The organism is Paenibacillus sp. UNC217MF, from assembly GCF_000686865.1.
Classification (GTDB): Bacteria; Bacillota; Bacilli; order Paenibacillales; family Paenibacillaceae; genus Paenibacillus_B; species Paenibacillus_B suaedae.
Map to the genome: position 1 here is coordinate 59,514 of NZ_JMLT01000008.1, position 18,903 is coordinate 78,416.

Here is an 18,903-nt window from a genome sequence, read left to right on the forward strand (position 1 = left end):
TTGCAGCATCGAACCACATTAGAAAATTGGGTAATTGTGGGTTGACAGAAAAAACCATCGGTTATATAGTTAGTTACATGAGTAATTAACCAATTTGGTGGTGTAGATATGACAGTCACAATGGACGACAGCCGCCCCATTTTTGTGCAAATTGCCGAACGGATTGAGGATGACATCATCGAAGGTCGATTGCCTGAAGAATCGCAAGTCCCTTCAACGAATCAATTTGCTTCCTTTTTTCAGATCAATCCCGCTACTGCGGCTAAGGGCGTCAATGTGCTGGTTGATGAGAACATTTTGTACAAAAAGCGTGGGATAGGTATGTTTGTATCGACAGGAGCGCGAGCGAAACTTATGGAAAAGCGAAAAGAACTATTTTACGAACAGTATGTGGTATCCATGATTCGCGAAGCAGAGAAGCTTGGCATTTCTAAGGAACAATTAACAGACATGATTCAGAGAGGAGATCGAACGAATTGAGAACCATTGCTGAAGTTCAGGGATTAACCAAGTCATTCGGTGATGTTACTGTCGTACACGATGTTAGCTTTACACTCGAAGCTAACAAAATTTATGGCCTGCTTGGGCGCAATGGCGCAGGAAAAACAACGATAATGCATATGCTGACGGCGCAGTTGTTTCCAACAAGCGGTGAACTTCTTGTCTTCGGAGAAGCGCCTTATGAGAATAATCGCGTTCTGAGCAAGATTTGCTTCATTAAGGAAAGCCAGAAGTATCCGGACAGCTTTCGAGTAATTGACGTCATTGAGCTCTGCCCCTCCATTTTCCCGAATTGGAATCAGGAGTTGGCGAGCAAACTGCTGAATGATTTCAATCTTCCTTTAACAAGACGTATCAAGAAGCTGTCACGCGGTATGCTTTCTTCCGTTGGCATTGTTATTGGATTGGCAAGTCGAGCTCCGCTGACCATTTTCGATGAACCCTATCTTGGACTTGATGCAGTAGCTCGCAACTTGTTCTACGACCGCTTGATTGAAGATTATGCGGAACATCCGCGAACGATCGTATTGTCCACACATTTAATCGATGAAGTCAGTCAATTTTTAGAGCATGTAATTGTGATCGATGGAGGAAGGATCATTTTGAATGAGGAAAGCGATGCTTTGCGTGGCCGTGCTTACTCTGTCGTTGGTCAGCGAGAAATGGTCGAGTCATTCATCTCAGGCCATACCATCATCAATCGGCAGCCATTAGGCGGACTATTGTCTGCAACCGTGCTGGGCAATCTAACTTCTCATATCCGAGAACAAGCCGCATCGTTAGGCCTTGATCTCTCAACAGTATCCCTGCAGCAGCTTATTGTTCACCTCACAAAAAGAAAATCTGATCGCAAGGCGGTGGAGACGCGATGAATCGAGTAACAACCGTTATGAAAATGTACAGCAAGGATCACATCATGTGGTTTTTCGCTCCGTGGTGCTTTGTACTGCTTCCTAGTTTTCTGATCAACGTGTTGATCGGTTACTTGCTTCAACCGGAACAAGGCTACTACAGCGGCGGTGTGGTCTCCATTTTTATCTATTTACTGATTCTCGGCATTGTAGCCGTGACCCAGAACTTTTCATTCGCTTTTGGAATAAGCATCCGCAGAAAAGACTATTATTTCGGGACTATATTAATGTTCCTGATAGCCAGCGTAACTGTAGCCACAATTGTGATATTATTGTCTATTGGTGAACGAAGTATTACCCAAATGCTAGATGCAAATTTTCATTTCTTTACCCTGCCTTATATTACGGATGGGAGTTTGCTCGAACAATGGTGGGTTTACTTCGCAACAGCTGCTCATTTGTCTACTTTAGGATTCATGTTCGCTATGTTTTTCCGTCGTTTTGGCCGCACGGGAATGTTTATCTTATTTCCAGTCACCCTTGCCATCTCCTCCATCTTCAGTTATCTCTGCACGTACTACAGCTGGTGGGGCAACATATTCTCGTGGTTCGGCAGCCATTCAGCTGCGCAGCTTGCTTCTTACTTTTTCGCCTTGGCGGTTATCCATTCTTTACTTACCTTCATCATGATCCGCAGGACAACAATTGCTTAGCATATCTACAAACAAAGCCGCCGGATATATATCCAGCGGCTTATCAGCTATATCATTACCTAGTGACTCATGATTTCATATTAAGAAATAATTGCTCTTGCTTCTGCTTATTTAATCGAGACTTCGAACTTAGCTCCCGCTCCACCAGCAAATACAATGGTACCACCGCTTGGCAATTCAATTCCTTGTTTCCCTGTTGATGATAAGGAGAAATGTACGACATGCCCCTGCTCATTGTACACTGCAAATGAAGATTGCTTAGGCATTGTCGTAACGGTCAGCTTCTTCCCAGCAACAGCTTTAGGAAGCTTAAACCATTTTGCATAACCATCCTCTTGAATCGTTACTGTAGATTTCGAACCTTGATACAATGGTTTAATTGTATCCTCTGATACCATAATATACCCTGAACTATCTAAGTACTCCACTCCGTCCTTTGTGAAGAACTGATATTCCATTGTATCCCTTCCGCCCATTGCTGGGATTTGCACCTGATTACTTGCCGAATCCGGGCCTGTAATGGTCTTATCGTCCACGTAACCAGGCAGATCGGCGTGTTTATTGATTTTACCCCCATCCATAAGCAAATAAGTGAGGGAACTATATTTTTCATTCACTGGAAAATACTTTTTGCCTATGCGCTTCGTCCATGCGGATTCAACTTCTTTGGAGATATCATTTTTCTCAAGCTTCTCGCCAGTATACTGAGTCAGAGCAAGTTGAGAAAGTCCTGGTACATCTAGGTACATACTTTGCCATAAATAAGTACGTCCATTGTCTTTCGCATCGAACCGTATCTTCGTCGTTCCTTCTTCATTCATAAATGTGCCGTCTGCTGTATACACATATTTCGCTGCGGGCATATCAGGCGCTTGATTATAAGTGATAGACAGTTCGCCATTCTTGGCAATGGCCACTTTCATGACAACATTGGTTGACGCATAGTAACCTGCATACTTGGCAACATCAGCAGGCATTGCCGCTTTCTTCGGCTTGCCGAATGACTTAGCAGGTTGTAACTCCTTAATCGTACCTTTCTCTTTCAATGCCTGCAACACCATCTCGTTCGCCAACATCGCATTCGTCGAGCTGGATCCACCTGAAGACAAGACGGCCGCTGCCATATTGTGCTCTGGAAGTACAACGAGCGAAGCATGATACATGATCGTGTCGCCGCCCTTATTCTCAGCTTGGATACCGTATCTATTGAATGGATAGAGCTTTACACTGTCCCATCCAAGTCCATAGTTCACAACCGTGTCGACTTCTCCTTCTGGCCAGAATCCGCGCTTATATTCCTCTTGACGCATTGCTTTAACAGATGTAGATGACAAGATTTTGTCATTCTCCCCTGTAAAGATTTGCGCGAAACGAACTAAATCCTCAGCCGTCGAGTATATTCCCCCCGCACCGATGACATTGCCGTTTTCCGTAGGGAGCTGCCCTTCATATGCAGGGTGATACGTGCCTGCAAACTTTGTTTTATCTGCATTGTCCAACGGTGTTTTCGTATGAGACATAGCTGCTGGTTCAGTAATATATTGATGAAGGAATTTAGTAAAGCCCATTCCACTCACCCGTTCTACCAGAATCTCAGCCAATGTAAATCCATCATTGCAATAAACAGAGAATGCACCTGGATCAGCCTTCAGCGTCTGCTTCTTCAATTGCTCCAGCATCGTATCATGGTTAATCGTGTCATTGTCCCCAAGCAAGAAGCTATTTCCTAACGTTGATCCCCGGAGCCCCGAAGAGTGATTCAACAGCATCCGCGGTGTAATCTTCTTGTACCGCTCATCCTTCATTGTGAATTCAGGGATGTATTGCACAACAGGAGTATCTAGATCTACCTTTCCTTCTTCAACCAGTTTCATAACGGCTACCGTGGTAAATACCTTGCTGGTTGATCCGATTCCATACATCGTGTTTTTCGACAGTGGTACTTTTCCTTGAGCATCATTCTTACCGGCTTGCCCAGATACTACGATGTTACCATGATCAATGAGTGCATATTGAACACTTGTCGTACCGAAAGTGTCCGTCAACAGTGAAGCTTTTTCAGTAGCAACTTTTTTAGTAGCGGAGTAATTCAAGCCCCCATTTGAAGCTGCGGCCATTGCGCTCGTCGGAACAAGCATTGCAACAACCATACTTATTGCCAATACCAAAGACAAGCTTTTCTTCATTCTTATGCCTCCCCAATTATGTACTTATTGGATAGTACGTTTGAACGCTAAGAAAGTTCAGTTTATTTCCAGTAACATCTGATTTATCTCGACGAATCACCCCCCATTAGCATGTTGGATCCCTTGATTTAGCTTCAGCAGCAAAGCTTCCGGGTTATCACACCTGAATACCACGGAACGTTTCGGGATCGTCCTCCCGAACAACCCTTTTGTCTCGATTGGTTCTTTTAGAACAATTTCGTATTGTGGGGAATCACAGATAATGACAGCATAATGCATATCTTTCGGAATTTTCTCCCCCATGCTGATTTCTTTGGCCTTCTGTATGACGACAACATTGTTCAGGGGCACTTCAATCCTGTTTTGATAACCACAACGAATAAAGATTCGATTGTCCACAACTAGATGTGGCAAGTATTTCGCAGATTTATATAGTGCCATCAGATAGAACAGTCCATAGATATTAATAGCTGAAAGGATCCATGCAGCAAGTTCACTCCACATTTGTACGAGAAAATGAAACAATACACCTTCGATTATAAGTAAAATGGATAAAAAGATGGCCATAGTTTTGAACTGAGAATGTTGATGATAGGAGAAGCCTCTCCCCGCTCCTTACCTGGTTTCTTCATCCAAATCATAATCGAATAATAGATCAGATGACGTACATCTGATACGATGCTTGACATCTTCAGCTCCTCCTTAACTGATTTTCCTCAAATCGATTTACGGCCTCTTTGATGTAATCCTCTACTTCCTTGGAGAATATGGACACGTAAAGCTGCGAATGATCATCGAGATCTAACTCCGCTATTTTCTCCTGATAATGTGGTGCAATGTGTTCATTCATAGTCGTAATCATGTGCTCGATGGTGCGCTGAACCACTACTTCGGATGGCGATACTCCTAATTTGCAATAATGCTGCAATTGATTCACAATAGCGAGCATTTCCCTCTCGAATTTTAGTCGTTCCTGTGGGGAAAGATGCTTTAGAAGCGCATGTTCGATAACTGATTGTGACAATCGGTCTGATAGCCACTCTTCTTGTTCCTTTTCACGCTGGATCGAGTGGATGATCGCTAGTAACAGGTCACTGTCTAAATCTTCATCTTGCATGATCTGCTCCACCCGCGTAATCGTATTGATTACATAATCAAGCTCTTCTCTTTTTTTCGCGAGCATAGCTTTCTGCTTTTGCAGTGTATCGCGCATTTGAGGTGAATCATGGTTCGCAAGGTAATCCGCGATTTCCTGTAAAGAAAACCCCAAATATTTGAGAGTAATAATTTTCTGCATGGTTGAAATGTCATCCTTACTGTACAGACGATGTCCATGTTCATTGTAACTAGAAGGAGCCATCAACCCTTTCCGATCATAAAAATGAAGCGTGCGTTCTGTAACACCAGTTAGTGTTGCAAAAGCTTTAACGGTATACATGTGTTCATTCAATAGAACATCTCCTCTCGTCATATTACCTTCAATGTACACTATGACGTAACGTCATAGGCAAGGCTTGAAAACAGAAAGAATCAGCATCTCACCTTAGATATGGAGAAATGCTGATTCCAGTAGTACCCTATTCCAATAGTTATTATGATATTACCGTATAACTGAGCTTCTTTTTGCCAAAGTTAATAGCCGCTTGATGATTGGCAGTGCTATATTTCCCGAAATAGACATCAATCCAACGATATGAGAGTTTAGCTGTATTCTTGAGATCCCCTGTATCTTCCACAACAAACGTGTTTATCACGTAACCGCCTGGAATCGATATGCTCTCATTATTATTTAATACAATCATTGTACCAAACGGAAAAACAGGCTTGTTCCAGTTTCCCGCCCCCCAGATTGTCGGATGCACAGCAACACCACCGATGTAGGCAGCTTTTCCACCAGCAAACACCGGGTTATTGTCTCCTGCTGCCCCTGTATAAGCAGTAAAATCTTCATTCATATACGTGATATCCGCCTTCGCTGTAGATACTCCGGTAACTAGAAGTGCTGCTGACATGATTATGGCTGCAAACCACTTTCTCATCTTAATCACTCCCCTTGTCCAGACAATATCCTCCCCGTTACAGCATCGAACTCGATCTGCTGCAGTTGATCTTGATCATCTCGGCCAATCACCGTAATTGTAGTCAATCCTTCTCCTGCCTGAAGAATAAAGTGATAGCCGTTAGCCCATCCATCTCCAGGCAGCAAATGTCTTGACCGTATGCTTTTGAGCACTGCCACATTACTGTCAATCTTGACCTTGTCGGTAGATACCATCCATTCGGAATTGTAATTACCTATTCCAGGTATGACCTTATCCACTTTTCCATCCCGAATCGCAATAACAGCGCGCTTGTTCGCCGGGGCACCCACTTGTAAATTCCATCGACTCCTTGTACCTTCTTGTCCACTTGTCTTCCCTAACCCGTCATCCACGCTTGTCACATAGAGTAGGACAGCTTCGGGATTCCACTTTTTTGCCGCTACCATTCCAACATGCAGTGCATCGATAAGCGATAATTGACTGTGAGAATTAGTACGTTCAACATGCGAATCATCCATGACAAAATGGTATATTAGTAATGAACATGCTAATACGATGACTGCACTTAGCGTGGCAAACATCTTATTCATCCCTAGCAAGCACCTTCCTGTAATGTACTATGATATAGACCAAAATCCTTTTATTGCCATTATTGCTATCATTACTCTATCAGACCTTTCAAAACAAGCTCAATAGACAGACATGGATCTTGGAACAATCCCATTAAAGCCTATGAATATCACCGATTGCAAAAGGACTTTTCCAACTCTGCAGCGAAATCAAAATTTCCAAAGTTCAATTATTGTTGACAACCAGTTGTCAGGTTACCAATGTCATACTATATACAGGAACTGAATAGGAGGGATAACACGATGACAGCATATTATTACAACAATAAGGCTGCCTTAATTGATGCAATCCAATATACCTACAGGCGGTTTGATGAAGAATTCAACGATATCGAGGACAGTGCAAGGGATGTGCGGATCACTGGGGTAGATCGAACTCCAGCCGAGATCATCGCCTATCAATTAGGCTGGCTGCATCTCGTTATGGGGTGGGACAAGCAGGAACAGGAAGGCGAAATCGTACATATGCCTTCTCCAGAGTATAAGTGGAATCAACTCGGTGCATTATATCAATCTTTCTACGAGCATTATTCATCTTACTCGTTAACTGAATTGAGGAATCAACTTAAGGATGCCGTACAGCTGTGGGTGAAGTGGATTGATAGCTATAACGATGAGGCGTTGTTCATACAAGGGGTTCGCAATTGGACAGGGGACAAGCAGAATTGGCCGATGGCTCGATGGATACATATTAATTCGGTTGCTCCATTTACATCATTCCGTACGAAAATCAGAAAATGGAAAAAAGGTTTTCTGAGTATGTCTTAACTCTATTATCCTAGTTGTACAGCGACAGATCAGTACGCTCGTAACCGGATATGAACCGTCTGCCGCTGATTCAACTAGGAATTTATCTATTCACCTTTTTATCTCTTCTTTTATATCTATATCTATATCTATATCTATATCTATCTGTAATCTATTTCAACTCTTCTATATCTAGTTCAAGCAAATGATTGTATCTATTGTTACCTCGTCATAATAGAGGCAACGTCCTGAATGGCCGTCCGTGCAGCGCCGCTTATGCCCGCGAGTTGGAAAAATCCGTGATTGACACCGAAGTACTTCCTGCACTCTGCACCAACTCCTGCATCAAGCAGCCGCCGATACAACATTTCTCCCTCGTCTGCAAGAGGATCGAATTCGGCAAGAAGAATATGTGTGTATGGCAATCCTTCCAAGTCGCTGCGCTGAATAGGACTTGCCTCTGGATGTTTTGCCGGAATGTCTCCGAAATAAGCTTCAAAACCGCTGAGCAGTGCGTCGCGAGTGATCACGTAATCATCTCCGTACCGTTGATAACTCTCGCTTGAACCACTAGCGTCCAACATCGGATAAATCAAGATTTGTCTTGTTGGCATCCATTCCTTCTGTGCCTTGAGCCGCAAGGACGTTACTAGCGCAATATGTCCGCCCGCACTATCACCTGCCAGTGTAATATCATTCGGATTTCCTCCCCAAGATACGGCATGTTCACGCACAATTTGTGCGGTCTTATAGGCATCATCATGAGCAGCTGGATAGGCATGTTCTGGTGCCAAGCGGTAATCAACCGCTACCACAATCGAGTTCCCCTTGTTAGCTAATGCTCTTAACTGGCGGTCATGCGTTGTGAAATCCCCGCTTATAAAGCATCCGCCATGATAATAGATCATAACAGGAAGATTAGACGCATACGACGGTCGGTAAATGCGTAAAGGGATGGAATCGATCGTATGATCAGTGATTTCCCATATAGGCTCCGCTTCTCCTGCCAACACAACCGATTGAACATAACCTTGACGGCGCTCCTGATAGCTCTGCTGTCTCGCAGAAGGACGTCCTGATTCAATAAATTCCTTAACGATGCTTCGAATGCCTGGTTCCAAATCATTCAAGCGCTCCATGATGTGAACTCTCCTCCGATTGAAATACATGATGTAATGGCATAATTCCACCAATATTCATGTTACACGTGAATGATCGAGGAATGCAATCCTTTCATCGAACGGGCAGCTTGAACTCCAGTTGTGGAATATAATTCTTATCCGGGCCTTTTCTAACAAACGGCTTAATGACGATTAAGCTAGGCTTCACCTTGAACGGCTCGTAAGAGGTTGAGAACACCATTCCTTTTCCTTCTCCTGAACCATTCCCAGCAATTGCATTCTGTTCATTTCCCTGCTCATCCTCGATATCGAACTCCAGATTGAGGAACCCATCAACTTTATAGCTATCCGGTATTGCATCCAGCATTTTACGATAATCTTCTTCTCCGCTTGCCCCGTGGACACCGACGAGCAAGCGGGTTGTGATGGGGGTAATTTCTACTCGATCGATCGACATATTTATCGAATCATGTGATTTGGTCTCTGATGTCTTCAGGATAATCGTTCGCTCCGTATCCTTCTTGATCGGGAAGAGGAACTCGTAATTCTCATCCACATCAGCCAAATACACGACCATCTTCATTTCGAACGAGTCTGGAAGCTCAAGATCAGCAGAATCTAAAGCGGTAACGATTATCGATTGCGGAGCATGCTCCCCACCCGGCTGCAGCCCCATCCCGGTATTTATCTGCTTGTCTCCCATATAAAAATCGATATTATTGGCTCGCTTGCTAAGCATGCGCTGCTTGTTCCATAACTGAAAAAAAGAATCCTTCTCCGCTTTCGAATCTTCTCTGCTGAGCACTAGAGATAGCCTGCTGCCATCATACATCATTTCAGAAATCGAGAGCGTTACTCCCTTATGGGATACGCGCTGATTGACTGAGGTGACCATCCCCTTCTCTCCAGCGGTTTGCAAGCCAAGATCCCCCACCAGTTTGAATACGCTATTCATGAACGGAATCTGCTTCAACGTCTGTGCGATCGCTGGAGAGGCAAGACCCGAGAAGATCATGACAATCCCGAGGCTCGCTACACCCGCTGTTGAAATCAACACTCTGCGCAGCCAGCGGTTCTTCCGACTTCTTCTCTTCCGTCCAGGAAGCATCTCGTCGATGATCTGGTATGTCCGATCCATTCGGTTGCGAACGGATTCTGGCAGCTCGCTAATATATGGTTCCCTAAGCTGTTCCAGTCGCTGATCGATAGGCAGTTGTATGTCTTTCATCCGTTCATCTTCCTTTCTTCAGTATCATCCAGCCATTCTGCGAGCGTGTGACGTGCCCGATGCAGCCGTGTCTTCACCGCGCCCACGGACATATCCATCATCTCGGCGATCTGATGCATTGGCAAATCCTGAAAATAAAACAAAATAACAATATTGCGAGATACTTCCTCAAGCCGATAGATCGCCTGACGCAAATCAAGATGATCACTGTATTCAGCCGTGGCAACACCAACTTCTGGGAGTTCAGCCAGCATGATGATGCGAGCCTGCTTCCGCAATATCATATTGCATTCATTGATCAATATCCGAAAGAGCCAAGTCTTAAAATAGGCATGATGATTTAGGTTGGTCAGTGCGCGATAAGCCTTGAGCACAGTCTCCTGCATCGCATCTGCACAATCCTCATCCCTTCTGACGATCGACCTGGCCATGTTGAACATTTGGGCTTCATGCTGCTTGATGAGTCGAATAAACGCTTCTTTGTTACCTTCCTTAGCCAATCTCACTTCTGTCTCTATATCGCTATGCAAGCCGTTTCTACTCCCTTCTTTACCCCATACACGCGAATCAAACTGTCAATTAGATGCACAAGATAGGCAAAAGGTTTCATTAAACGCAAAAAAACTGCCAAATGTTCACTTTCATGCATTTGGCAGTTTACTTAAGAACAGGAATCGCTTCCTGCTTCTATTTATTTTTCGGATTCCCTATGCTTCCAATATAGACGCGTCTCAGACACGACGACTCCAGACAAACCGAGCAGTGCAACTAAGTTCGGCAGCGCCATTAATCCATTTACAATATCAGCAAGCTTCCATATCATATCCAGCTTGATAAATGCCCCAAAGCCAATGATCGCAATGAACACAAGGCGGTACGGCAGAATCGATTTGACACCGAACAAATAAACCATGCACCGTTCGCCGTAATAGTTCCAGCCAAGAATCGTCGTGAATGCAAATAAAATCAAGCAAAACATAAGAATGAGGGAACCGTATGGCAGCGCAGCATCAAATGCTGCCTGTGTCATGGCCGCTCCTTCCATTGGGCCATTCCATACACCCGTTACAATCAATGTTAATCCTGTAAGCGAGCAGACGATGATCGTATCGATGAATGTTCCAGTCATTGATATGAGTCCTTGCTCAGCCGGCCATTTCACCTTCGCAGCCGCGGCTGCAATCGGTGCGCTTCCGAGACCTGATTCATTGGAGAATACACCTCTTGCAATCCCGTTGCGGATCGCCATCATAACCGTTGCTCCCAAGAAGCCGCCTCCTGCTGCTGTTACATTGAACGCGCCATGGAAAATCAACGACAGTGCGTGCGGTATCTGATCCGCAAATGCAATAAGCACCACAAAACTCGCGATAAAATAGATAATAGCCATGACAGGAACAATTGTCGTCGTCACATGCGATATACTCTGAATCCCGCCAATTGTAACAAGTGCGGTCACGATAGTGACGATTGCCGCAGTGACTACTGCAGGCACTCCAAGGCTTGCTTCTGTAGATGTGACGATCGCATTAATTTGCGGAAATGTACCTATTCCAAGTAAGGCAACCAACACCCCGCTAATCGCGAAGAATACAGCAAGCGGCTTGAATTTCATGCCAAGCCCCTTCTCAATATAATACATTGGGCCACCTAGCACTTGTCCATTGTCATCAATGTTGCGATACTTGACAGCAAGCAATCCCTCCGCATATTTGGTAGCCATTCCGAAGAATGCAGCAACCCACATCCAGAACAATGCACCGGGTCCACCCACCTTAATTGCAGTAGCAACCCCCACGATATTACCAGTTCCAATTGTCGCCGCCAACGCAGTAGCCAATGCACCGAAGCTGGATACATCCCCTTCTCCCTCATTCTTCGACTTGAATATTAACTTCAAGGCGAGCGGCAGGCGGAACAACTGCAGCCCTCCCAAGCGGATCGTTAATAAAATTCCCGTTCCTACTAATAAAATAAGAAGCGGTGCTCCCCATACCATGTTGTTCAATTTGTCTAACCATTGTTCCATCATTGTCAAATCAGTTCCCCTCTTTGTGAATAATAAAAAGAGTCAAATCGAATGATTTGACCCTGGGGACATGTGTGCAGAATAAATAACCTGACGTAAGTGACATACCTAAATAAGATCATCATACCAATGACTTACGATTTTTCTACGCTTCTGCATCCCTGTCCTTTTACCTGAGAGTTTTAACGAATCCACGAGAATCAAATTCGTCTTGCCCCTTCGGTGCCCCAATCATGGAGTCTCTCCAGAGTCCTGTCCATTTACGGTCCTGCTTATACGTATTCGAGCTCAAGGTTCGATATGCCTAAGCGCCTGAGAGCTTACCCCTTCGGCTAGACGATTCGTCTATCTCCCGCAAACTTCATCCAGTTATAAAGTTGTAGGTAACATTATAGTAGACACACTATCATTGTGCAATGATCCACTGCATTGTAATTTATCCCATACCATCTATCACACATGTGCTCGTTGACTGTAATATAGGGATCTGGCCTCATTTAATAAATGAATGAGTTCACTCACATTCTGCACATTCGTATCGTAATTGGTAAAGCATGCACGCAGCGTTGGTACACCATGAATGGTAAATACGGATAGCCACACTTTCCCTGTGCTCAATACGTGTTGATTCACAAATAGAGCGAAGTCCTGGTCGTTTCGTGTCCATGCTTTTTGATCAAGAAAGCAAATGACAGGCAGCACGGTATCATTGGCAACTGTCCAGCCAGATCGCATTAATTCTTCTCGGAATAGCTTGCCCATTTCAACTTGATGTCGCAAGACAGCCCGATATCCTTCCCAACCCGCTGTAGCCAGGGATAAATACAGCTTCAATCCTATAAATCTCCGTGACCATTGAATGGAATGCGTATATGGATCAATCGTGGGCAACTCCTCACCCTCCTTCGGCATATAATCTGCCGTTATACGGAAGGTTTCATTCAATATACGTGAATGCCGTGTGAAGTACATGCCCGCCCCCATCGGAACGGACAGCCACTTATGTGCATCAAACGCGATTGAATCTGCTTGCTGGATACCATCTATATGGGAGGACAGCTCGGAATCCAATACGATTGCACCGCCATAAGCAGCATCCACATGAAGCCACATCTGTTCATGCTCCGCTATTGCTGCGATGTCCATTAACGGATCAATTGCACCGGCTCCCGTCGTTCCCGCTGTAGCAATAATAAGAAATGGGGCTAAACCTTGCGCGCGGTCTGTACGTATTTGTTCTGATAACGCGTCTATATCCATTTGCAAGGAATCGTTCGTACGAATGGAGCGAATTGAATTCGTTCCAAGCCCGCAGGAACGAGCCGCTTTCACCAATGAATGATGACTCTCTTCAGAAGCATACAGAATGGGTGGCTTCTCCAGAGCTGCTAATCCGTCTGTTGCATACTTTGGAAAATGATAAGATAGAGCCGTTAAGACTGCAGTCAAATTAGCTTCCGCTCCCCCAGTCGTGAAAGTTCCATCAGCAACATCACGCGGGTAACCAAATTGAACGGCGAGTTCACGCAGTACGTAATTCTCAATTTCTACGGCAAACGGTGCATGACTCCATGCAGCAAGCTGGGGGTTAAACGCCGCTGTTATCGTGTCTGCCATAATTCCCATAAAGTTCGGGCGTGGATTGTATAAGCCATAATATCCTGGATGTGCTGTGTGCACTTGATATCGACGCAGTCCTTCTATAACATGCTGAACCGCAGTTTGAGGCTTGACAGGAGCAGCAAAGTCAATTTGCTCCGCATACTGTACGATTTCTAACGGGATTAATTCTGGAGTAACTACTACCTCGTCGGTGTATGATAGATACTGACAGATCTTCTCTAACGTATATGAGCCTAGCATGTGCTGTTCCTCAGTTGATAGATCCAAGATCGGATTCTGTCTAAGCATACGGATTCCAGCAACTCCCTTCCACTGTTCAATTCAAGAAAGATGTTCCAATTGAATAATAGCTTACCGACCAAGACGATAATTGAACAGGTACAGTTTATTAGCCCGCTATGAGGTCAGGCCATTTATCCCCCTATTATACATACCGTCCTACCATTTACATCGTATTTTGAATATGAGCGCAAGATTTCGAAATCTCAACTCAAAAAAACCGCCCCTATTTCCTAGAGACGGTGTCTATTGCTTCCTTACTTTCTCATTTATGGCAATCGGTATACAGCAAAAGGTTCACCATACCGATATCGACGGCTTATTTCATCCAATCGGTTCAACTGTTCTTCATTAAGTTCGACATTGACACTCGTTATATTGTCCTCTAACTGCTCCACCTTCGTCGCTCCTACAATGACTGTCGATACACAAGGCTGGTGCATAAGCCAAGCTAATGACAACGAGCTTGGGCTGCAGCCGATATCCGTTGCCAATTCGCTCACCTGTTCACTTAACGCAAACCGTTCTTCATTGAAGAACTTGTAGAAATTCGGATCCGTATCTGCTCGTGAGCCAGCTGGCTTCTGATCTTCTACTCGATATTTCCCTGTCAGAATTCCTCCCGCAAGCGGATAATATGGAATGATTCCCACCCCTTGATCCTGACATAGCGGAACCAGTTCCAGTTCTGGCGTTCGATCAGCTAGTGAATAGCTGGTTTGCATGGACACATAACGATTCAGACCAAGCCGTTCACTGATGCCAATCGCCTTCATCAGCTCCCAAGCAGCGTAATTAGACGCTCCGATATACCGCACCTTGCCTGAACGTATCATATCATCAAGCGTCCGCAGCGTCTCCTCAAGTGGAGTATGCGGATCAAATGTATGTATTTGATACAGGTCAATATAATCGGTATTCAGCCGCTTCAAGCTATTGTCTAATTCCTGCTGCAAATGAAAGCGAGATGACCCGCGCTCGTTCGGCCCCTGTCCTCGAATTAATCCTGCCTTCGTTGTCAGCACGACATTGTGTCGTTTGCCTGTCAGTGCCTCACCGATGATGCGTTCTGATTCTGAACCAGCATAAATATTAGCCGTATCAATAAAGTTAATGCCATATTCCAGTGCTTGATGAATAATTCGAGTCGAAGCCAGCTTGTCAGCCCGCTTGCCGAAAGCATTTGTTCCTAATCCAAGCACAGACACCTTCAATCCACTATTGCCAAGACGACGATATTGCATGACGATCAACTCCTTGCTTTCCTTATTTAGCAGTAATTATATCACAAGCTATCCCCTTGATCTGAATCCGATCAAATATGTGTCTGCCTTATGATTCCACTTCCGCGCACAAAAAGAAAAACTCATGCAAGCATGAGTTCTTAACAACAATAAAGAATCCAGAATCTCTATGGATTACAAGACATTTATACGAATGGAAAAATCGTCGGACATTGCAATGGAAGGCTGATGCTGCATGACTCCGGTATCGGGATTAATGCCCTAGGTTGACAGAATGTCGCTTCAACCATCAGCGGTATTGTAAATTTCGCGATAAGCTCCAAACACCAATCCAATTGCAACTCAATCGTTAAGCTGTCAGTAATTCGTGCAGCACAATGGATATCGAATATTTGAGAAGTAATGTTGGATTCATCTAATGGGAGCGGTAAGCAGAGTGATACTTTCTCGTTATTCTTGACTAGTAGTGTAAACGTGCATGTTTCTCCTGTTCCACTATCTGTTAACGTAATCGTTACCTCTGCAGAGCACGTGGTCAGTACAATAGCTGCTTGCGATCCGATAATGGGCAGCGGCTGCCGCTTTACAACCGTGATGCTGCATTCTCCCATAGCTGGCACTGCATTGCAGCTCACCAGCACTTGCCGACCGCCAGCAATTGCTTGTTCTACGAAAGCCCTGCAGGTTTCGGGAATAGACTCTTCCACGATGAAATCACTCCGAGTTACAACCCAATCGAACAGTTTGCTGACAGAAATGCACTCTAAAGGACGTACAACTAGCGTCGTAATCGTAGCTGTAACAGGAGGCGTATTATCCGCCTGAGCGGTAGCCGTGTTGGTAACCACCCCTTCTAACAATGGAATGACAGTAATGATAATCGTCTGTTCTTGTTGACCCTCCAATGTGCCCAAGAGACAAGTAACGGTCTGCCCGGATACAGAGCAAGTGCCTCCTTCAGATTGAACACTGACAAATTCAACCGTAGGAGGAATGACATCACGTACGATTACATTCGTCAGAGGAAGTTCTCCGAGATTCGCAACACTGATCGTATATTGCAACAGGCTGCCGACAAGCACCGGGTTGCTTGAAGCTTGCTTTGAAATGGCGAGCGGCTGTAATACCGTAATGCTTGCGGTTGCTGTTTCAGAGTCTTCAACATTATCAGCGGTCACCACTGCTGTGTTCGTTAATGTCCCTGTTACAGTCGTAATTGCTTCGATCGTAATCATAGCGCACGTTCCAGGGGCAATGACACCGAAAGATGCTGTGATCGTGTGCCCGACCTGCGTGAATGTGCCTTCAGATACTTGAATACCAGTGACTTCAACGCCTGCAGGTAATGTGTCCACTGCAACCACATTTGTGGCCGCCGTTTCACCCATGTTGCACACCGTCACTTGAAAGATGACTTCATTCCCAAGGGTTACGAGATTCGGCTCGGCAAGCTTCTCAATGGTTAAAAAAGCAGGAGGAAGCGCATTGACGGTTGTATTAATCGTGGATGATACAGGTGCCGTTTGATTAGATGTCGCTGTAGCTGTGTTCGTTACGATGCCTGGAGCTGTAGGAATAACGGTAATCGTGATGATTTCAGACTGACCAGGAACAAGATCGCCAATCAATGCTGTCACGGTGCCAGCCGCTTCAGTTACGGTTCCTTGCGTAGTTTCTGCAGATACGAAGACGAGACCAGGTGGCAGCACATCCACCACTTCCACGCCGGTTAATAATTCCGTCGTCTCGTTGGAGACAACGATCGTATAGATGAGTTCTTCTCCAACAGTTGCAGGATCCGGCCCTGCAAACTTCGATATCATTAACTCAAGTATCGGCTCTTCGATAACTAGAGTTTCGGTAGTAGAGGATTGTGGCGCAGTCTCATCTGAAAACGTCGTTGCCGTGTTCAAGACTGTACCTGTGACCGTTGGGATGACGACGATAAAAATGACCACAGTCTCTCCCGGAGCAAGTGAACCAATCTCATTCGTAATTGTCGTGCCATCGAACGAAATCGTCCCTTGATCCGATTCAGCGGATACAAAGGTGGTTCCTACTGGAAGCGGATCATTCATAACAACATTGGTCGCTGTGCTTCCTCCAATATTGGAGACAAAGATAATATAAACGAGTTCTGAATTTACGGCGACGATTGGGGGAAAGTCCAGCTTCTCAATTTCTAGAATTGGAGGTGGCAGAGGATTTACGGTGTTGACTGCGGTTGAGGAGATGATGCCGGTCTGATTGGCTTGGGCTGAAGCTGTATTGGATATGAGTCCAGCCGCTGTTGCCAGTACGGTAATATTGACGGTAACACTCTGACCAACCGGGATCGTCCCGATATCTACGGTAACCGTTCCAGCAGCAAACGATGCCGAACCTTGCGTAGTTTGAACCGATTGAAACGAAACACCAGCTGGTAGCGGGTCAGTAAGTACAGTGTTCACAAGCGGGGAGTCTCCATCGTTGCTGACGACAATGGTATATACGATCTCTTCTCCAACGGTGACTGTATCAGGAAAAGAGGTCTTCTCCAGCAGCAGCGTCGGTGGAATATTGTCAATTTGAATCGCCAGCAGATTGACAGTATATCCGTCGCCATTCGTTCCGAATTGAAGGGCCGCAGAAGTTTGCCCATTCACGAGACTATTGGAAATACTTACGTTGGAAATATCCCATCCTTGGCGATTTCCTTCAATGATATTTGTCCCCGGCTGACCAGGTATCGGATTGCGATCACCGAATGTGGCAGTCGGGTTGATATTTCCATTATCATCATAGATTAGCGATTGGAAAAAGTTATTCGTAAACCCTGCTGGCTGCGGGATTGTAGTAAGGCTGGCCAGATTGGGACCGAATCGTACAAAGTCGCCTGTAATAGAAGCGTCTCCTTCTTGCGCGCTAACCAGCAGTCGCCCATTAATAGGCCCGAATGAAGGGGTTTGGAAGTTCCCAATCATTTCATTCACTGGCGGAGATATAGCTTGAATCGGCACATTTCCGACATATAAATTCATGCTGCGGAAAGGTAATGAAGGATTCACGTATACGACCCCGAGTGACCACCCGGCAAAGCTAGTCGTACGCGGATCCGGAACCAGTGTTCCAACGATTTTGCCAGCCCCGTATGTGCCCGCACCTCCTGCGGCTACAAGCGCCGTTACGTTCGCAGATCGCACATAACCTAAATCGCCTTCAGTATTAACCGCGTAATTGAAGAACGTCTCTGGCTGAATATTGAACATTCCTGCTGGTGTACTGAATCTGACCGGGTCATTCAAACGGGCCGATAAATCCTCGCCGCCTGGTGTATTGATCAAATATGTCCCGCCCCATACCAATTCAGCGTATACAACTGTACTTCCAGGAGGGAGGACGAGCGAATTTGTTGAGAAATTTATCATATACATATTCGTCGTTCCCCCGCCAGTCGCAGGACTGGACGGAACCGTTCCGCACACCGAGTTCGGATCATTGATAATAAAGGAGCCGATCGCATCAGCCGTACCCGGTGTACAAGCAGGAGAAAATCTAGAGGCGCGGCTGATCCCTAGAGAATTCCCAGTGAACGTAATCGCACCTCTTGTTATCGTACTGAAGCGCAATATAAATGGCATTGTCTACACATCCTTACAGCATACGTGATCGTGTGATCATTATATTCTGTACGTGCGCTGATAGTTCATTGACCCGATGTAGGCTTATCC

Annotated in this window: 16 protein-coding genes and 1 riboswitch; of the genes, 4 read left to right on the forward strand and 12 right to left on the reverse strand. The window is 45.2% G+C overall.

The features are described from left to right. Window positions 1–108: 108 nt before the first annotated feature. The 3 genes from BP95_RS0103745 to BP95_RS0103755 are packed head-to-tail and all read left to right on the forward strand — an operon-like array spanning window position 109 to window position 2,065. On the forward strand, window positions 109–480 hold the full coding sequence (locus tag BP95_RS0103745; protein WP_021253543.1) for a GntR family transcriptional regulator: 372 nt from the start codon (window positions 109–111) through the stop codon (window positions 478–480). Beyond that, complete coding sequence (locus BP95_RS0103750) at window positions 477–1,373, forward strand: ABC transporter ATP-binding protein (RefSeq protein ID WP_021253544.1); 897 nt, start codon at window positions 477–479, stop codon at window positions 1,371–1,373. The genes BP95_RS0103745 and BP95_RS0103750 overlap by 4 nt, the downstream gene beginning before the upstream one ends. Further along, the gene (locus BP95_RS0103755; RefSeq protein WP_028531442.1) at window positions 1,370–2,065 is read left to right on the forward strand and encodes a hypothetical protein; all 696 of its coding nucleotides are present in this window, start codon (window positions 1,370–1,372) and stop codon (window positions 2,063–2,065) included. The genes BP95_RS0103750 and BP95_RS0103755 overlap by 4 nt, the downstream gene beginning before the upstream one ends. Window positions 2,066–2,172: 107 nt before the next feature. Here the strand turns inward: BP95_RS0103755 and BP95_RS0103760 are convergent, their stop codons facing one another. The 5 genes from BP95_RS0103760 to BP95_RS0103785 all read right to left on the reverse strand — a co-directional run bounded on the left by BP95_RS0103760 (window position 2,173) and on the right by BP95_RS0103785 (window position 6,883). After that, entirely contained in the window at window positions 2,173–4,251 is a 2,079-nt protein-coding gene (locus BP95_RS0103760; RefSeq protein WP_028531443.1) for a serine hydrolase domain-containing protein, read from the reverse strand. 536 nt (window positions 4,252–4,787) lie between these two features. After that, on the reverse strand, window positions 4,788–4,940 hold the full coding sequence (locus BP95_RS32890; protein WP_155987185.1) for a hypothetical protein: 153 nt from the start codon (window positions 4,938–4,940) through the stop codon (window positions 4,788–4,790). A gap of 2 nt (window positions 4,941–4,942) precedes the next feature. After that, a complete protein-coding gene (locus BP95_RS0103775) occupies window positions 4,943–5,701 on the reverse strand; it encodes a MerR family transcriptional regulator (RefSeq protein WP_028531445.1) in 759 nt (252 codons plus the stop codon). Window positions 5,702–5,843: 142 nt separating this feature from the next. After that, entirely contained in the window at window positions 5,844–6,290 is a 447-nt protein-coding gene (locus tag BP95_RS0103780) for a hypothetical protein (protein WP_021253549.1), read from the reverse strand. 5 nt (window positions 6,291–6,295) lie between these two features. Next, window positions 6,296–6,883, reverse strand: a complete 588-nt coding sequence (locus BP95_RS0103785) for a hypothetical protein (RefSeq protein ID WP_021253550.1) — start codon at window positions 6,881–6,883, stop codon at window positions 6,296–6,298. A 282-nt stretch (window positions 6,884–7,165) separates the two neighbouring features. Between BP95_RS0103785 and BP95_RS0103790 the strand changes: the two genes are divergently transcribed. Further along, window positions 7,166–7,690: a ClbS/DfsB family four-helix bundle protein gene (locus tag BP95_RS0103790; protein ID WP_021253551.1), complete on the forward strand. Its 525-nt coding sequence runs from the start codon at window positions 7,166–7,168 to the stop codon at window positions 7,688–7,690. Window positions 7,691–7,890: 200 nt separating this feature from the next. Here BP95_RS0103790 and BP95_RS0103795 read toward each other — a convergent pair whose 3' ends face one another. The 7 genes from BP95_RS0103795 to BP95_RS0103825 all read right to left on the reverse strand — a co-directional run bounded on the left by BP95_RS0103795 (window position 7,891) and on the right by BP95_RS0103825 (window position 18,813). Next, window positions 7,891–8,808: an alpha/beta hydrolase gene (locus BP95_RS0103795; RefSeq protein ID WP_021253552.1), complete on the reverse strand. Its 918-nt coding sequence runs from the start codon at window positions 8,806–8,808 to the stop codon at window positions 7,891–7,893. 94 nt (window positions 8,809–8,902) lie between these two features. Continuing rightward, on the reverse strand, window positions 8,903–10,018 hold the full coding sequence (locus tag BP95_RS0103800) for a DUF4179 domain-containing protein (RefSeq protein ID WP_021253553.1): 1,116 nt from the start codon (window positions 10,016–10,018) through the stop codon (window positions 8,903–8,905). Then, window positions 10,015–10,548 (reverse strand): sigma-70 family RNA polymerase sigma factor, encoded by a 534-nt coding sequence (locus tag BP95_RS0103805; protein WP_021253554.1) that lies wholly within the window; start codon window positions 10,546–10,548, stop codon window positions 10,015–10,017. The genes BP95_RS0103800 and BP95_RS0103805 overlap by 4 nt, the downstream gene beginning before the upstream one ends. A gap of 161 nt (window positions 10,549–10,709) precedes the next feature. After that, the gene (locus tag BP95_RS0103810) at window positions 10,710–12,050 is read right to left on the reverse strand and encodes an alanine/glycine:cation symporter family protein (protein WP_231515035.1); all 1,341 of its coding nucleotides are present in this window, start codon (window positions 12,048–12,050) and stop codon (window positions 10,710–10,712) included. Between the two features lie 148 nt (window positions 12,051–12,198). Next, a riboswitch (glycine riboswitch) is annotated at window positions 12,199–12,305 on the reverse strand. 195 nt (window positions 12,306–12,500) lie between these two features. Then, window positions 12,501–13,958, reverse strand: coding sequence for a pyridoxal phosphate-dependent decarboxylase family protein (locus BP95_RS0103815; protein WP_028531446.1), 1,458 nt, complete (start codon window positions 13,956–13,958; stop codon window positions 12,501–12,503). 260 nt (window positions 13,959–14,218) lie between these two features. Further along, window positions 14,219–15,193 (reverse strand): aldo/keto reductase, encoded by a 975-nt coding sequence (locus BP95_RS0103820; protein ID WP_021253558.1) that lies wholly within the window; start codon window positions 15,191–15,193, stop codon window positions 14,219–14,221. Window positions 15,194–15,378: 185 nt separating this feature from the next. Then, a complete protein-coding gene (locus BP95_RS0103825) occupies window positions 15,379–18,813 on the reverse strand; it encodes a BMQ_0737 family morphogenetic spore coat protein (RefSeq protein WP_021253559.1) in 3,435 nt (1,144 codons plus the stop codon). Window positions 18,814–18,903 lie beyond the last annotated feature (90 nt).

Bases quoted from the DNA above. Each gene is read 5' to 3' on its own strand.
- BP95_RS0103745 (WP_021253543.1), top strand. From the start codon at position 109: ATGACAGTCACAATGGACGACAGCCGCCCCATTTTTGTGCAAATTGCC.
- BP95_RS0103755 (WP_028531442.1), top strand. From the start codon at position 1,370: ATGAATCGAGTAACAACCGTTATGAAAATGTACAGCAAGGATCACATC.
- BP95_RS0103760 (WP_028531443.1), bottom strand. From the start codon at position 4,251: ATGAAGAAAAGCTTGTCTTTGGTATTGGCAATAAGTATGGTTGTTGCA.
- BP95_RS32890 (WP_155987185.1), bottom strand. From the start codon at position 4,940: ATGTCAAGCATCGTATCAGATGTACGTCATCTGATCTATTATTCGATT.
- BP95_RS0103780 (WP_021253549.1), bottom strand. From the start codon at position 6,290: ATGAGAAAGTGGTTTGCAGCCATAATCATGTCAGCAGCACTTCTAGTT.
- BP95_RS0103785 (WP_021253550.1), bottom strand. From the start codon at position 6,883: ATGAATAAGATGTTTGCCACGCTAAGTGCAGTCATCGTATTAGCATGT.
- BP95_RS0103790 (WP_021253551.1), top strand. From the start codon at position 7,166: ATGACAGCATATTATTACAACAATAAGGCTGCCTTAATTGATGCAATC.
- BP95_RS0103795 (WP_021253552.1), bottom strand. From the start codon at position 8,808: ATGGAGCGCTTGAATGATTTGGAACCAGGCATTCGAAGCATCGTTAAG.
- BP95_RS0103800 (WP_021253553.1), bottom strand. From the start codon at position 10,018: ATGAAAGACATACAACTGCCTATCGATCAGCGACTGGAACAGCTTAGG.
- BP95_RS0103810 (WP_231515035.1), bottom strand. From the start codon at position 12,050: ATGATGGAACAATGGTTAGACAAATTGAACAACATGGTATGGGGAGCA.
- BP95_RS0103815 (WP_028531446.1), bottom strand. From the start codon at position 13,958: ATGCTTAGACAGAATCCGATCTTGGATCTATCAACTGAGGAACAGCAC.
- BP95_RS0103820 (WP_021253558.1), bottom strand. From the start codon at position 15,193: ATGCAATATCGTCGTCTTGGCAATAGTGGATTGAAGGTGTCTGTGCTT.
- BP95_RS0103825 (WP_021253559.1), bottom strand. From the start codon at position 18,813: ATGCCATTTATATTGCGCTTCAGTACGATAACAAGAGGTGCGATTACG.